Genomic DNA, 15,475 nt, shown 5'->3' with positions numbered 1-15,475 from the left:
ACGACGATCGCCGCGTCGGTCAGCAACGGCGGCGGCGCGTCGCTCGCGGCGGCCGAGCAGGACAACCGCGGCTGGATTACCGCGGTCGTGGTCGGTGAGCCGCAGATCAACGTGCGGATGGCGCCGAATGCGGTCGTCCGCACGGGCGGCCAGCCGGCGCCGTCGTTCGGCCGGCCGCTGGCCGATTACGCGACGCTCGCGAACCTGCTGGAACCGTGCGCGGCCGCGTCGGCGTCGCTCGCCGGCGCGCCGTACCTGAGCGCGCTGCCGTCCGCGACCACGCAGTCGATCCGCACGCAGCGCTGCGCGACGCTCGCCGCGGCCGGGCTGGTGGCGGGCGCCGACACGCAGAGCCAGGCGGCCGACGCGCTCGCGCAGCTCCATGCGGCCGGCTATCTGGCCGATTCCGACCTGCTGCAGGCGTCGATGTGGGATTCGCAGGCGATTCCCGCGATCGCGGTCACCTATGCGAACGCGTACACGCGCTCGCGCGTCACCGACAACCTGTGCAACTTCAGCTTCGCGACGACGAACGCGGCGACGGGCGCGGTCGCGGCGCCCGCCGCATCGCCGATGCCGGCCGTGTTCGGCGCCGGCAACGGCGTGCCGCCGACGGCCGGCATCAATCTCGTGTTCAACAACGGCGCGGGCGTCGACCACCGGCTCGCGACGCCCGATGCAAGTTTCGCGGGCGCGCTGTGCCTGCGCCAGCTGTGGACGAACGGGATGCTCGGGATGCCCGCGAACGTCGACGCGGTGCGCGTGAACGCGAACCTGCACGGCAAGCCGGCGATCATCGTGCAGGGCCGCAGCGACGCGCTCGTGCCCGTGAACCACGCGTCGCGCGCGTACGTCGCGCAGAACGGCATCAGCGAAGCCGGGCGCAGCCAGCTGGTGTTCTACGAAGTGACGAACGGCCAGCACTTCGACGCGTTCCTGTCGGTTCCGGGCTTCGACACGCGCTTCGTGCCGGTTCACTACTACAACGTGCAGGCGTTGAACCTGATGTGGAAGCGCCTGAAGAACGGCGCGCCGCTGCCGCCGTCGCAGGTGATCCGCACGGTGCCGCGCGGCGGCACGCCGGGCGCCGCGCCCGCGCTGACGAGCGCGAACCTGCCGCCGATCTCGGCCGCGCCGGGCGCGAACGCGATTTCCGTCGGCGTCGGCACGATCGACGTGCCGCTCTGACGGCGCCCGTCACGTCCCTCCCGCAAGCCGGACAGCCGTCCGGCTTTTTTTATGTGCGTCTCTGGAATCGGTCCCGGACTGTGTTTTATCCGAATGGCGAGCGCTGTAACAAATTCTTACTTTACGGCGATAAATCCGGAACCTATTATGCGCCGGTATTTTCACTTGATTTAATAAATCCGGTTACGAGAATATTCCTTTCCATTTAGTTAATCGATCCTTTCGATTTTATTCAATCGGCTCGAGTCGCGATTGATCGCTGTTTCGCGATTAATCGGTATCTCGCCGGCGGGGATCGTTCGTCTGTTCGAAGTGAAGACGCGTTGCCGGGCGGGCTTTGCGGGGCATTCTTTGGTCCGTCGCTTTTGTTGTGCCTGCAAATCCACGGAATCAATCCGTATTGCCGCGGATCGTTGAGTTGTCGTCGGCAATGGAATTGATGCCATTGTGCGGTTGCAAAAAACATGGGTGGGGTAAATCGTGCCGATCGGTATTTGCCGATCCGGTAAAAAACTCGGAATGCGTCGCATAACGAATGCATTCCCGGTGCGGAGCGCCGGCGCAAATGATCCTTTGTGATCGGCGGTATTTATCGTTCTGTTCGAGAGGCAATAATGACGACACGGAAGTCCTTGAAAGACGGTTTCGCGCTATTCGGAACGACCTTGAGCGTACCGCTCGCCGCCGCGGCGGCCGCGGCGCTGCTCGTCACGGGGTGTGGCGGCGACGACGGGCCGAGCCCGAGCGCGTCGGCGGCCACCGCGGCCGCGACGTCCAGCGGCGGCACGTCGGCCGCCACCGACGCAACGGCCGCCGCCGCGGCCGACCAGCCGTACGTCGACACCGACGTGTACGGCACCGGGCCGAACGATGCCGTCACGGATTCGACGGAAGGCGCGGCGGTCGTGCACCGCCAGGTCACGATCGGCGGCAAGACGATCGCGTACACGGCCACCACGGGCCACCTGACGACGATCGATCCGGTCACGTCGGCGCCGAACGCGAAGATGTTCTACGTCGCATACACGCAGGACAATCCCGACCCTTCGAAGCCGCGCCCGGTCACGTTCTTCTACAACGGCGGCCCGGGCTCGTCGTCGGTCTACCTGCTGCTCGGTTCGTACGGGCCGAAGCGCCTGCAGTCGTCGTTCCCGAACTTCACGCCGCCCGCGCCGTACAAGCTGCTCGACAACCCGGACAGCCTGCTCGACCGCACCGACCTCGTGTTCATCAACCCGGTCGGCACCGGTTACTCGACCGCGATCGCGCCGGCGAAGAACAAGGACTTCTGGGGCACCGACCAGGATGCGGGCTCGATCGACCGCTTCATCCAGCGCTACCTGACCAAGTATTCGCGCTGGAATTCGCCGAAGTTCCTGTACGGCGAGTCGTACGGCACCGCGCGCAGCGCGGTCGTGTCGTGGGTGCTGCACGAGGACGGCATCGACCTGAACGGGATCACGCTGCAGTCGTCGATTCTCGACTATGCGAACGCGCTGTCCGCGCCGGGCACGTTCCCGACGCTCGCGGCCGACGCGTTCTACTGGAAGAAGACGACGCTCAATCCGACGCCGACCGATCTCGACGCGTACATGGTCCAGGCCCGCGACTACGCGGACAACACGCTCGCGCCGCTCGCGCAGAAGCCGAACCCGCAGGACGGCGGCTTCGTGAACGTGCGGCTGAACCTGAAGCTGCAGACCGCGCAGCAGATGGGCGCGTACATCGGCACGGATCCGACGTCGCTGATCCAGACCTTCGGCAACCCGGCCGCGCTCGGCAACGTGCCGTCGTCGGACGACAATCCGCCGTACACGTTCTTCCTGACGCTCGTGCCGGGTACGCAGATCGGCCAGTACGACGGTCGCGCGAACTTCACGGGCAAGGGCATCGCGCCGTACATCCTGCCGAACTCGGGCAGCAACGATCCGTCGATCACGAACGTCGGCGGCGCGTACACGGTGCTGTGGAACAGCTACATCAACACCGACCTCAAGTACACGTCGACGTCGTCGTTCGTGGACCTGAACGACCAGGTCTTCAACAACTGGGACTTCAGCCACACGGACCCGACCGGCGCGAACAAGGGCGGCGGCAACACGCTGTACACGGCCGGCGACCTGGCGTCGACGATGAGCGTGAACCCGGACCTGAAGGTGCTGTCGGCGAACGGCTATTTCGACGCCGTCACACCGTTCCACCAGACGGAGCTGACGCTCGCGCAGATGCCGCTCGATCCGGTGCTCAAGGCGCGGAACCTGACGATCAAGAACTACCCGTCGGGTCACATGATCTACCTGAACGACGCGTCGCGGACCGCGCTGAAGGGCGATCTCGCCAACTTCTACGACGGCATCCTCGCGAACCGCACCGCGCTGCAACGCGTGCTGAAGCTGCAGGCGCGCACGCAGCAGATGAAGCAGCAGAAACTGCAGCAGCAGGGGCAGTAAGCGGGGCGGGCGGCGGGCGCCGCCCGCCGCAACGACATGCACTCGCGCATGCGTCGCGACGTTGCGGGGCGTGTGCGTGGATGGTGTGGCTGTCGTTCCTCAGGATGCCCCCGAGAGTCGTGGACTCCGGGGGCATTTTTGCGTCGGAGGGGGCGTCGCCCGGAAGTCGCAGGGGATGGCTTCCTTAATCCTCAAAACAGGGACGAAAGGCCCTCTATTGAGGATGAGTGGATGCATGCGCCGACGGCGGCATTGGTCACCGGACGCGAGGCGCCCGCTTACGCCAGCACGAGCCGCACGCCGACCGCGACCAGGGTCGACGCGAGCAGGTTGCGCAGCAGCCGCTCGGGCGCGCGCGCCGACAGCAGGCTGCCGATCACGATGCCCGGCAGCGAACCGAGCAGCAGCGACAGCAGCATCGACCAGTCGACCGAGCCGAGCAGCCAGTGGCCCATGCCCGCGACCAGCGTGAGCGGCACCGCATGCGCGATGTCGGAACCGACGATGCGGGTCGTCGCCAGCAGCGGATACAGCAGCAGGAGCACGGTCACGCCGATCGCGCCGGCGCCGACCGACGTCATCGACACGAGCACGCCGAGCACGGCGCCCGTCAGCACGGTCGACCACAGCGTGCGCGCGGGGTTCGGCGTGAGCGGGTTGCGCGCGGCGAATGCCGTGAGCTGAGGGCGGAAGATCAGCGCGAGCGACGTGAGCAGCAGCGCGACACCGAGCACGAGCTGGATCATCCGCGCGGTGCCCGGCGTGTTCATCCCGTGCGTGTGCAGCCACCACAGCGTGAGCGCCGCGGCCGGTACGCTGCCCACCGCGAGCCGGCCCGTGATGCGCCAGTCGACCGAGCCTTTCAGGCCGTGGACGAGCGTGCCGGTGGCCTTGGTCGCGGCTGCGTACAGCAGGTCCGTGCCCACGGCCGTCGCCGGGTGGACGCCGAACAGCAGCACGAGGATCGGCGTCATCAACGAACCGCCGCCGACGCCCGTCAGGCCGACGAGAATGCCGACGAACAGGCCGGACAGCGAGTACAGCAGATCGATATGGGGAAGCGACATCGGAGGCAGGCGGTTATGTGGCGTTCGGCGGCGGCGCGCGGCCGTGGCGCGCATCAAAGTCCGCCATTGTCGCAAAAGTGGCGCGTCAATGTACGACCGCGTTAAAAATCGGCCGGGAAGGTCGGCCCGGTAGGCGGCCGGCGGGACGTAAAACGGGCGTTTGAACGGAAGCGGGACCGAGAATGACGACCGGCCTGAAAGCGATGACGAATCGGGGGCGGACGCCGCGTATCCGGCCTGCATAAGAAAGGGCGCGACAATGCGCGCCCCGACGCGATGCCGGTTCCGGCCCCCCGTCGACGGTCAGTGCATCGCGGGCCCGGCGCCTTCGACCGCGCGTGGCGGCCGGATGCGCAGCGCCAAACCGGTCAGCGCGGCCACGGCCGCAAACACCGCGCCGAACGCGAAGGCCGCGTGGTAGCCGCCGTTCAGCGCGTCGAGCGGCGTCGCTTGCGCTGCCGCGAGCGCATCGGTGCGGGCGCCGGCGAGACTCGCGAGGACCGCGAGCCCGAGCGCGCCACCCATCATGAACGCGGTGTTGACGATGCCCGACGCGAGCCCGGAATCGGCCGGGTCGACGTCGCTCATCGCGGCGAGCAGCACCGGATTGAACGCGACGCCGGCACCGATGCCCAGCAGCGTCATGCCGGGCAGCACGTGCCATACGAAACCGCCGTCGACCGGCGCGCGCGAGAACAGCGCAAGGCCGCACGCGGCGATCAGCAGGCCGGCGGCGATCGGGCCGCGGATCCCGAAGCGCATCACGATCCGCGCCGACAGCCCGAGCGAGAACGCGGCCATGATCAGGTTCGCCGGCAGGAACGCGAGGCCGACCTGCAGCGGCCCGTAGCCGAGCACGCGCTGCATGTACAGCGCGGACAGGAAGAACCACGCGAACATCGCGGCCGCCCACAGCACGGCGATCGCGTTCGCGAGCGCGACGTTGCGCGCGGCGAACAGCGTGAGCGGCATCAGCGGGTGTGCGGCACGCGACTCGATCGCGATGAACAGCGCCAGCAGCACGCCGGCCGCGCCGATCAACGCGACGGTTTGCGTCGACAGCCAGCCGGCCTCGTTGCCGCCGACGATCCCGTAGACGGCCAGCATCAGCGATGCCGTCACCGTGATCGCGCCCGCGAAGTCGAGCCGCGCGGCGCCGGCCGGCGCGCGCATGCGCGGCAGCAGCGCGGCGCACATCGCGTAGACCGCGACGCCGATCGGCAGGTTGACGAGGAAGATCCAGTGCCACGACAGCGAGCTCGTCAGCAGTCCGCCGAGCAGCACGCCGATGCTGCCGCCGCCCGCGCACACGAAGCCGTAGACGCCCATCGCGCGAGCGCGTTCGCCGGGCTCGGTGAACAGGTTCATGATCAGCGACAGCGAGACGGCCGACACGACCGCGCCGCCGAGCCCCTGCACCGCGCGCGCGGCGATCAGCATCGCTTGCGACTGCGCGAGCCCGCAGGCGAGCGACGCGAGCGTGAACACGACGAGGCCCGCGAGAAACATGCGCCGCTGCCCGTACAGGTCGCCGAGCCGGCCGCCGAGCAGCAGGCAGCCGCCGAACGTCAGCAGGTATGCATTGACGACCCACACGAGGGCCGTTTCGGTGAAGTGGAGGTCGGTGCTGATCGACGGCAGCGCCACGTTCACGATCGTGCTGTCGAGCACGATCATCAGCACGCCGAGGCAGAGCACGATCAGCGCATACCAGCGCTTCTCGCCGTGTATCCCGTGGGTCATGGGCTCGCAGCCTTCTAGTCGTTATAGGGAAGGATGCATTGTAGACGCCACCGGCACGGGCCTCCTGCCGGTTTGTGGCAGGAGCGTCGCGTAGTGGCGCGTGTGGCCCGGCGCGCGTGAAGCGGGATGCGCGTTACGCGCGCGCCGGCAGTTCGCAGCCGTCGGGGCCGCAGGCGGCTGCATCGCCGTCGCCGAGTTCGACGATGCCGTCGCGCCACGCCTGGTCGAGTGCTTGCGCGAACGCGTCGGCCGGCTGCGCGCCCGATACCGCGTAGCGGCCGCCGAACACGAACAGCGGCACGCCGCGCCCGCCGATCCGCGCGGCGCGCGCGATGTCGGCGTCGACTTCGTCGCGGTACGCGTCGCTGCGCAGTACGGCTTCGACGGCCGAGCGCTCGAGCCCGGCTTCGACCGCGAATTCGGTCAGTTCGGCATGATCGAACAGCGAGCCGTGCTCGCAGAAATACGCGCGATACAGGCGCTCGGTCAGCGCATGCGCGCGGCCCGTCGCTTGCGCGAGCTTCACGAGCCGGTGGCCGTCGAGCGTGTCGCCGACCAGCGTGCCGGGCAGGTCGTAGCGCAGCCCGACGCTCATGGCCGCGTCGGTCACCTGGCGCAGCATCTGGTCGACCTGTGCGGGCGCCATCCTGTACTTGCTCGCGAGCATCGCTTCGACCGGCTCGACGGGCTGGCCGGGCATCAGCCGGTACGCGCGCAGCACGACGTCGACGCGATCGGCGTGCGCGAACGCGGCCAGCGCCTCGTCGAAGCGGCGCTTGCCGATCCAGCACCACGGGCAGATCAGGTCGGACCAGATTTCGACGGTCAGGGTCGGGCGGTCGGTCGGGGCGGGAGCGGTCGTCATGGGCGGTCCGGGGACGGCAAAAAAAGTGTAACCGAGACTATATCATTTTATGCTTCCGGGCTCCGTCGTCCGCGGCCCGTGCGGCATGCAGCCGCGCCCGCGTATCGCGAAGCGTCGACGCGGAAACGGTCGCCCGGTGCCGATGGCCGGGCCCGACCGTCATTGCGGCCGCCGCTGCGCGCTCAGGCGTCGCCCTGCGTTTCCTTCAGATGCTTCAGATGCTTGTAGACCGTCGCGCGCCCCATCCCGAGCACGTTCGCGACGTAGTTCGCCGCGCTCTTGCCGCGAAACGCGCCTTCCGCGTACAGCGCCTCGACGAGTTCGCGTCGATGCTCGCGCGTGAGCCCGTTCAGCCCGACCTGCCGCTCGCGCAGCCAGCCGTGCAGGAACGTGTTGATGCGCTCCTGCCAGTCGTCGCGGAACAGTTCGTCGGGCTGTGCGACGACGCCCGCGCCCTTGATGAACAGGTCGAGCGTCGCGCGCACCTCGTCGAATACCGCGATGTTGAAGTTGATGCACATCATCCCGGCCGGGCGGCCTTCGTCGTCGAACAGCACGTTGCTCACGCAGCGCATCCGTCGGCCGTCCCAGTTCAGCTTCTCGTACGGGCCGATCACGCGCTCGCGCGCCGAATGATCGATTTCCTCGAGCGCGGAATCGTCGCCGACCTCGCGCTTCGACAGGTTGTTCGCCAGATACAGCACGGTCTGGTCGTGCAGGTCGTGGATCACGACTTCCGCGTACGGAAAGAACAGCGCGGCGATACCGTCGGCGATCGGCGCATAGCGGGTGAGCAGCAGGTCTTTGACGGGAGATTTCTTCTTGCGCATCGGTATCGCGATCTCGGGTGGGCGGGAGCCGGGCAGCGTGTCGGGCCGGCGGGCCGGCGCACCGTCGGCCGGCATGCCCGTGCGCCCGCGCGCGGCCGCCGCGGCGGTTGCGCCATTGTATCGGCCCCGCGCGCGCGGGGCGCTCATCCGCGCGTCAGATGCGTGTACAGCGCGTGCGCGATCGCGATGTCCTCGAGTCCGAGGCCGATCGAGCGGAACAACGCGTGACGCGTGCGCGACGGCGCCGCGCAGGTGCCGGCGACGAGCGCGGGCAGGTCGCCGACGATCCGGCCGGCATCCCAGCCGTACTCGGCCGTCGCGATCTGCATTTCGCCGGCGCTCGCGGGCGTCGTGTGCCGGTAGTCGCAGTAGACGTCCATGTCCGGCAGCCACGCGGGCGGGATTTCGTGCGCGCGCGCGACGTTCGTGCTGATCGACGTGACGAGCGCGGGGCGCGTGAGCATCCCGTCGCCGAGCACGGGCGTGCCCGACGACGTGCACAGCATCACCACGTCCGCGTCGCGCACGCACGCCTCGACGCTCGCCGCCGCGCGGGCGCGCGGGTCGAGCGCGGCAAGGCTCGCCTGCAGCGCCGCATCGCCCGCCAGCGCGGGCGAGTACACACGGATCGAGTCCCAGTCGCGCAGCGCCGCCGTGTGCCGCAGGTGTGCGAAGCCGACCGCGCCCGCGCCGACGATCGCCAGATGACGCGCGTCGCGCGGCGCGAGGCAGTCGACCGCGAGCGCCGTCGTGCCGGCCGTGCGTTCGACGGTCAGCAGCCCCGCGTCGCACCACATCAGCGGCTGGCCGGTTTGCATCGACATCAATGCGGTCCATGCGGTGACGACGGGTTTACCGCCCGTCACGATGTACGGCGACAGCTTCGCGCCGAATACCTGCGCATCGGCGAGCGCGCCGAGATACGTGATGAAGTCGCCGGCCTGGTCGGGAAACAGCGTAAGCGTCTGCGGCGGCTGCACCGCGCGCGCCGCGGCGAGCGACGCGAACATGCGGCGCAGCGTGCCGAGCACGTCGAGCGACGGCAGCGCCGCGCGCACTGCGGCTTCGTCGACGGTCAGCGGCAGGGTGGGGACGGTTTGCGTCATCGGGACATCTCCGGTGCGGGCTGGACAGAAAGTCTCGAAAGACGGTGTCCGGCGAGGTTTGTTGTGGATTAAAAGTCTAATATAGACAAACGAAACCGGGATGATTTTTCTTTTCGAGACGTCGTGGTGGGGCCGGACTCATGAAAAACGTCATGGAATCAACGGTATTTTGCGTGATCGACGAAATTTGGATGTCGAGCGACACGGTGATCTTCTCGTATCCCATATAGTCTACAGTAGACTTTTAGTCTATATTTCGCGTGCAGGACCCGACACCTTGGCATGCAGCCGCCTGCGTCGAATGCCGACCCGGCGCGCGACCAATCTTCATCGCCTCACTCCGGAACGGAAGGACCGTCATGAACTGGAAACTTTCCCTCTGCGCCGCTGCGGCGCTCGCGTGCGCGGTCGTCACCGCTCATGCGGAACAGACCACGTTGCGCTTCGGGATCGAAGCCGCCTATCCGCCGTTCGAAAGCAAGACGCCGGCCGGTCAGCTGCAGGGTTTCGACGTCGACGTCGGCAACGCGGTATGCGCGAAGCTGAACATGAAGTGCGTGTGGGTCGAGAATGCGTTCGACGGGCTGATCCCGGCGCTGCAGGCGCGCAAGTTCGACGCGATCAATTCGGCGATGAACATCACCGCGAAGCGCAAGCAAAGCATCGACTTCACGCCGGCGATCTACGTGGTGCCGATCGTGATGGTCGCGAAGCGCGGCTCGCCGCTGAAGCCCGACGTCGCGAGCCTGCGTGGCAAGCACGTCGGTGTGCTGCAGGGCTCGTCGCAGGAGGATTTCCTGAAGGCGCACTGGGCCAATGCGGGCGTGGCCGTCGTGTCGTATCAGGATCAGGACCAGATCTACGCCGATCTCGTCGCGGGGCGTCTCGACGCGGCCGTGCAGGAAGCGCAGACCGCGCAGGACGGGTTTCTCGACAAGCCCGCCGGCCGCGACTACCGGATCGTCGGCGAGCCGCTGAAGGATCCGGCGACGCTCGGCGAAGGCACCGGCTTCGGGATGCGCAAGAACGACAAGGCGCTGCAGGCGAAGATCGTCGGCGCGCTCGATGCGCTGAAGCAGGACGGCACGCTGAGCGCGCTGTCGCAGAAGTATTTCAAGCGCGACATCATCGCGAAGTGAGCGCTGCCGCGTGCCGGCCGCGGGGCCGGCGCACGGCGCATCCCATCTCGACGCAGTGCGGGGAACCATGGATTTCGACGTCATCGTTCTGGGGGCCGGCATCGTCGGCGTGTCGTCGGCGCTGCATCTGCAGGATCGCGGGCTGCGCGTCGCGCTCGTCGACCGGCGCGCGCCCGGCGAGGAAACCAGCCACGGCAATGCGGGGCTGATCGAGCGCTCGTCGGTCGTGCCGTATGCGTTTCCGCGCCGGCTCGGCACGCTGCTGCGCTACGCGCGCAACCGTTCGGTCGATCTCTATTGGGACGCCCGCGCGCTGCCGGCGTATGCGGGCTGGCTCGCGCGCTTCTGGCGCGAATCGTCGCCGCAGCGGCTCGCGGCCGCCGCGCGCGACCTGCTGCCGCTCGTCGCGGCGAGCGTCGTCGAGCACGATGCGCTGCTCGCGCGCACCGACGCGCAGCCGCTCGTGCACGACGGCGGATGGATCGAGGCGTTCCGTTCGCCTGCGCTGTTCGACGCGCAAGCGCGCGCGCAGCAGCAGGTCGCCGCCGCGCACGGGCTGCGGATGACCGTGCTCGACGCGCATGCGCTGCGCGCGCGCGAGCCCGGTATCGGCGACGCGTTCTGCGGCGCCTTCCACTGGCAGGACCCGAAGACCGTGTCGAGCCCGGGCGGGCTGACCAAGGCCTATGCGCGGCTGTTCGAGCGCGACGGCGGCACGTTCGTGCACGGCGACGCAACGACGCTCGTGCAAGTGGATGGCGGCTGGCAGGTTCGATCCGAACACGGGCCGATCTCGGCGCGTTCGGCCGTGGTCGCGCTCGGGCCGTGGTCCGATCAGGTATTCGCGCCGCTCGGCTACCGGATTCCGCTGCGCGCGAAGCGCGGCTATCACATGCATTACCGGCCGACCCGCACGCCGCTGAACGTGCCCGTGTGCGATACCGAGGCCGGTTTCGTCGTCGCGCCGATGGAGGGCGGTCGCTTGCGGCTCACGACGGGCGTCGAGATCGCGCCGCGCGACGCGCCGCCGACCGGCGTGCAACTCGCGCGCGCCGAACCGCTGGCGCGCGACGCGTTCGGCATCGGCGAGCGGCTCGATCCGGAACCGTGGCTCGGGATGCGGCCGTGCACGCCCGACATGCGTCCGGTGATCGGGCCCGCGCCGCGCCATCGCCATTTGTGGTTCGCGTTCGGCCACTGCCATCACGGGCTCACGCTTGGACCCGCGACCGGCCGCCTGCTCGCCGAAATGATGACCGGCGCGCCGACTTATATCGATCCCCGTCCGTATCGGCCCGCACGTTTTGGCTGAACCGGCCGCACGCCGATGCGGCGTCGGCCGCCGGCACGCGCCGGTGGCAACGCGCGTGTTTCGAAATGCGCGTTGTCGAAAACGATCTGCGTAGTCGACAAGAAAGACCTTCACGCGTCCGGCGTTCTTTCGTCGCATGAATGGTCGCCACCGCTCGTCGTCGCGCCGCCGCATGGAATAACCGGCCGCCGCCGTCCGTTTACATACCGAGTTCCGGCACAGCCGGCCGGCGGGATAATGATCGCGACGAAGCCGATCGTCCCGTTCGGCGGCGCCGTGTCGCGACACGACGCCAAGGAGAACGGGAATGAAACGGATGCTCTTCGCTGCCGCGCTGACGGCGGCGATCGTGCGGCCGGCGGCTGCGGAACCGCCGCGGGTCGGCGACGGGAAACTGGTCGACGAAGCGCACATGACGCTGTACGTGTTCGATCGCGATGCGCCGGGCAAGAGCATGTGCGACGGCACCTGCGCGGCCAATTGGCCGCCCGCGCTCGCCGACGCGTACGACGAGGCGTCGGGCGAACTGAGCCTCGTCGCCCGCGACGACGGCAAAACGCAATGGGCATACCGCGGCCGCCCGCTGTATCGCTGGAAGATGGACCACAAGGCCGGCGACGCGGGCGGCGACGGAATCGGCGGCATGTGGCACGTCGCGCGGCCGTGACCGTGGCCGTGGCGTGACCATGACCGCGCGGCGACGCGCGAGGCGTCCCGATGAGCTATGAATCGGACCTGCTGGTATGGCTTCCGCATCTCACGCGCTATGCGCGTGCGCTGACGGGCGAGCGTGCGTGGGCCGACGATCTCGTGCAGGACACGCTCGAGCGTGCGCTGAACCGGCCGCCGCGCGACGGCGGCAACCTGCGCGCATGGTTGCTGACGCTGTTGCGGCACCGCTTCATCGATCAGTTGCGCGCGCGGCACGAGATCGCGGTCGACGACGCGACGGCGCCGTGGCAGACGATGGCCGCGCCGGCCGGCGAGGTCGGCGGGCTCGAATTGCGCGACGTGCAGCGCGCGCTGTACCGGCTGCCGGTCGAACAGCGCGAGGTGCTGCTGCTGGTCGCGCTGGAGGAGTTGAGCTATCGCGATGCCGCGCAGGTGCTCGGCGTGCCGGTGGGCACGGTGATGTCGCGGCTCGCGCGGGCGCGCGCGCAGATGCGCGCGTTGCTGTCGGACGCGCCGTCGACGCACGGCGCGGCCACGTTACGGGTGATCGGGAAGCCATGATGGACGATCCGCGCAAGCCTTCGAACGAGCAGGAAGACGATGCGTCGGCGCAACTGCTGTCCGCGCTGCTGGACGGCGAACTGTCCGGGCACGAGCGGCGCGAGATGCTCGCGCGCCTGCAGGCCGATCCGCAGGAAGCCGAGCGATTCGCGCATTACCGCGCACAGCGCGATGCGCTGAAGGCGCTGTTTCCGCTGCCGGGCGCGGCGCCCGCGTTGTTCGTGCAGCGCCGCGCGCCGCGCTGGCGCGCCGTCGCGCACGCGTTCGCGGGGCTGGCGGCCGGGCTGCTGATCGGTGTCGCGCTGCATGCGGGCTGGGCGGCGTTCGGCCGCGAACCGGCGTTCGTCGCGCGCGCCGATGTCGCCTACGCCGTGTACGCGGCCGACCGCGAGCATCCGGTGGAAGTCGGTGCGACCGATCCCGAGCGTCTCGCCGCGTGGTTGTCGGCGCGCGTCGGCCGGCCGGTGCGCGCACCGTCGCTCGACGAATACGGTTACGCGCTGCTCGGCGGCCGGCTGCTGCCAGGCGACGCGGGGCCGGCCGCGCAGCTCATGTACCAGCGCGCGGACGGCGCACGCGTGACGCTGTACATGACCGCATACGACGCGCGGCGTCTCGCGCCGCAGGCGCTGTCGGCCGACGGCCGCTACACGTATTTCTGGTCGGATCGCGGCATGGGTTATGCGCTGTCCGGCCGTGGCGACGAACGGCGTCTGCGCGAACTCGCGATCGACGCATGCGGTGCGCTGGGCGGGCCGACCGACGCGTGGAAAGGATGACGCACGGCGCCCGCGGGGAGCAGGCGATGAAGATGACGATGATGAAGGCGCTCGTGCTCGCGGTGTGCGCCGCGGGCACGGTGCTTGCGCAGGCGGATGGCGACACGCCCGTGCGCGTGCCGGTCGACGCGGACGGTGTGCAGCGCGTGACGATCGTCGGCGGCAGTTATTTCTTCCGGCCGAATCGCGTGATCGTCCGCGCGCACGCGCCGGTCGAACTGACCGTGTCGGCCGAGTCCGGCGTGGTGCCGCACAGTTTCGAAATCGACGCGCCGCAGGCCGGCATCGCGGTACGCACCGAGCTCGGCACGACGCCGAGGACGTTTCGTTTCACGCCGGTGCAGCCGGGGCGATTCGCCTACTATTGCACGCACCGGCTGCTGTTTTTCAGCAGCCATCGCGAGCGCGGGATGGAAGGCGTGCTCGAAGTCGAGGCGGCGCCGTGATCGCCGCGTTACTGGCCGCGAGCCTGATAGGAGCGAGCATGACAGCCGATCCCGTGACCGTCGCGCAGGCGCATTTCGACCATGTCCGCTCGTACCGCGCGACGATCCGCTCGTCGGCGCGCGACGGCGAGCACACCGAAATCCGTTACGCGTACCTGAAGCCGGGCTTCGTCCGGATGGATTTCGTGTCGCCGCATCGCGGCGCGGTGCTCGCGTACGATCCCGGCGACGGCAAGGTCAGGCTGCGCCCGTTCGGCACGCATGCGCCGCCCGCGCTGACGCTGTCGCCGTCCAATCCGCTCGTGCGCGACCGCACCGGCCACCGGGTCGACCGCTCGGACGTCGGCGAATTGCTGCGCAACGTTCATGCGCTGCAGCAGGGCGGTGCGACGGTGACCGAAGGCGAGGAGGCCGTCGGCGGCCGGCCCGCGCAGCGCGTGCTGGTCACGGGCGCGCCCGCGCACGCGGTCGACGGCGTGCACCGCTACCGGTTGTGGCTCGACGCCGCGGACGGTTTTCCGCTGAAGGTCGTCAGCTATGCCGGCGACGACGACGTGCCGCTCGAAACCGTGACGCTCGACGACGTGGAGATCGACGTCGCGTTTCCCGAGCGTTTCTTCGCGCCCTGACGGCGCGCCGAGCCGTGTTCCTGACGCGCATGCCGGAGGCTGCATGGCGGAGTACCGGTTTTCGACGACCTGGCGGGTGGATGCGCCGCTCGCGGCGGTCTGGGACGCGATCTATCAGGTCGATCGCTGGCCCGACTGGTGGAAGGGCGCCGTGCGCACCGTCGAGCTCGAGCCTGGCGACGCACGCGGCGTCGGCGCGTTGCACCGGTATACCTGGAAGGGCGCGCTGCCGTACCGGTTGACCTTCGACATGCGCGTGCGGCGCGTCGAGCGGCCGCATGCGCTCGAAGGCCATGCGAGCGGGGCGATCGAGGGCGACGGCTGCTGGTCGTTCGCCGCCGACGGCGCGCGCACCGTCGTGCGCTACGACTGGCACATCCGCACGCACGGCTGGATGAACTGGCTGGAGCCGCTCGCGCGGCCGCTGTTCCGATGGAATCACGACGTCGTGATGCGCGAAGGCGCGAAGGGGCTCGCGCGCCGGCTGGGCGCGACCGTCGAGACCGACGGCCGGACCTTCCGGCCGCTGCCCGGCGCGGACTGCGCCGATGCGTGAAACCGGCCCGGCGATGCCGGCCAGCGAGCACGTCGCGGCAGACGAAATCGACGCCCGCACGGTTTTTTTGATGCGATGTCGCCGGTTCCAGGAACTCCGGGCTTACCCGGTGTCCAAACGGGGCTGGATGGG

At 69.0% G+C, this 15,475-nt stretch carries 15 protein-coding genes; 10 read left to right on the top strand and 5 right to left on the bottom strand.

Translation table 11 applies throughout. From position 1 onward, the window contains the following. Together A9Z05_RS29755 and A9Z05_RS29750 are read left to right on the top strand one after the other, a co-directional pair. Positions 1-1,188 (top strand): D-(-)-3-hydroxybutyrate oligomer hydrolase (locus tag A9Z05_RS29755; RefSeq protein ID WP_218077828.1); only part of this gene is annotated, 1,188 nt, incomplete at its 5' end. A gap of 614 nt (positions 1,189-1,802) precedes the next feature. Further along, a complete protein-coding gene (locus A9Z05_RS29750; protein WP_069621219.1) occupies positions 1,803-3,638 on the top strand; it encodes a S10 family peptidase in 1,836 nt (611 codons plus the stop codon). A 278-nt stretch (positions 3,639-3,916) separates the two neighbouring features. Here the strand turns inward: A9Z05_RS29750 and A9Z05_RS29745 are convergent, their stop codons facing one another. From A9Z05_RS29745 to A9Z05_RS29725, 5 genes are all read right to left on the bottom strand, one after another. After that, a complete protein-coding gene (locus A9Z05_RS29745) occupies positions 3,917-4,705 on the bottom strand; it encodes a sulfite exporter TauE/SafE family protein (protein WP_069621218.1) in 789 nt (262 codons plus the stop codon). A gap of 303 nt (positions 4,706-5,008) precedes the next feature. After that, the gene (locus A9Z05_RS29740) at positions 5,009-6,448 is read right to left on the bottom strand and encodes a DHA2 family efflux MFS transporter permease subunit (protein WP_069621217.1); all 1,440 of its coding nucleotides are present in this window, start codon (positions 6,446-6,448) and stop codon (positions 5,009-5,011) included. Between the two features lie 133 nt (positions 6,449-6,581). Further along, a complete protein-coding gene (locus tag A9Z05_RS29735) occupies positions 6,582-7,313 on the bottom strand; it encodes a DsbA family oxidoreductase (protein ID WP_069621216.1) in 732 nt (243 codons plus the stop codon). Positions 7,314-7,495: 182 nt separating this feature from the next. Next, a complete protein-coding gene (locus tag A9Z05_RS29730; RefSeq protein WP_069621215.1) occupies positions 7,496-8,290 on the bottom strand; it encodes a transcriptional regulator in 795 nt (264 codons plus the stop codon). Further along, positions 8,287-9,249: an ornithine cyclodeaminase family protein gene (locus A9Z05_RS29725; protein WP_069621214.1), complete on the bottom strand. Its 963-nt coding sequence runs from the start codon at positions 9,247-9,249 to the stop codon at positions 8,287-8,289. Before A9Z05_RS29725 ends, A9Z05_RS29730 begins: the two co-directional genes overlap by 4 nt. Positions 9,250-9,608: 359 nt before the next feature. Here A9Z05_RS29725 and A9Z05_RS29720 point away from each other — a divergent pair, with 359 nt between their 5' ends. From A9Z05_RS29720 to A9Z05_RS29685, 8 genes are all read left to right on the top strand, one after another. Next, positions 9,609-10,388, top strand: a complete 780-nt coding sequence (locus tag A9Z05_RS29720) for an ABC transporter substrate-binding protein (RefSeq protein ID WP_069621213.1) — start codon at positions 9,609-9,611, stop codon at positions 10,386-10,388. A 67-nt stretch (positions 10,389-10,455) separates the two neighbouring features. Then, complete coding sequence (locus A9Z05_RS29715; protein WP_069621212.1) at positions 10,456-11,700, top strand: FAD-binding oxidoreductase; 1,245 nt, start codon at positions 10,456-10,458, stop codon at positions 11,698-11,700. Between the two features lie 307 nt (positions 11,701-12,007). Continuing rightward, a complete protein-coding gene (locus A9Z05_RS29710; RefSeq protein ID WP_069621211.1) occupies positions 12,008-12,367 on the top strand; it encodes a hypothetical protein in 360 nt (119 codons plus the stop codon). A 50-nt stretch (positions 12,368-12,417) separates the two neighbouring features. Then, entirely contained in the window at positions 12,418-12,933 is a 516-nt protein-coding gene (locus A9Z05_RS29705; protein WP_069621210.1) for a sigma-70 family RNA polymerase sigma factor, read from the top strand. Next, positions 12,930-13,712, top strand: coding sequence for an anti-sigma factor (locus A9Z05_RS29700; protein WP_069621209.1), 783 nt, complete (start codon positions 12,930-12,932; stop codon positions 13,710-13,712). Before A9Z05_RS29705 ends, A9Z05_RS29700 begins: the two co-directional genes overlap by 4 nt. A gap of 26 nt (positions 13,713-13,738) precedes the next feature. Continuing rightward, positions 13,739-14,158 (top strand): quinol oxidase, encoded by a 420-nt coding sequence (locus A9Z05_RS29695; RefSeq protein WP_069621226.1) that lies wholly within the window; start codon positions 13,739-13,741, stop codon positions 14,156-14,158. Beyond that, complete coding sequence (locus A9Z05_RS29690) at positions 14,155-14,787, top strand: DUF1571 domain-containing protein (protein ID WP_069621208.1); 633 nt, start codon at positions 14,155-14,157, stop codon at positions 14,785-14,787. Before A9Z05_RS29695 ends, A9Z05_RS29690 begins: the two co-directional genes overlap by 4 nt. Before the next feature lie 43 nt (positions 14,788-14,830). Further along, positions 14,831-15,343: an SRPBCC family protein gene (locus tag A9Z05_RS29685; RefSeq protein WP_069621207.1), complete on the top strand. Its 513-nt coding sequence runs from the start codon at positions 14,831-14,833 to the stop codon at positions 15,341-15,343. Positions 15,344-15,475: the final 132 nt, after the last annotated feature.

It is taken from the genome of Burkholderia sp. A2, assembly GCF_001729305.1.
Classification (GTDB): domain Bacteria; phylum Pseudomonadota; class Gammaproteobacteria; order Burkholderiales; family Burkholderiaceae; genus Burkholderia; species Burkholderia sola.
This window is presented reverse-complemented; position numbering and strand designations above follow the sequence as displayed.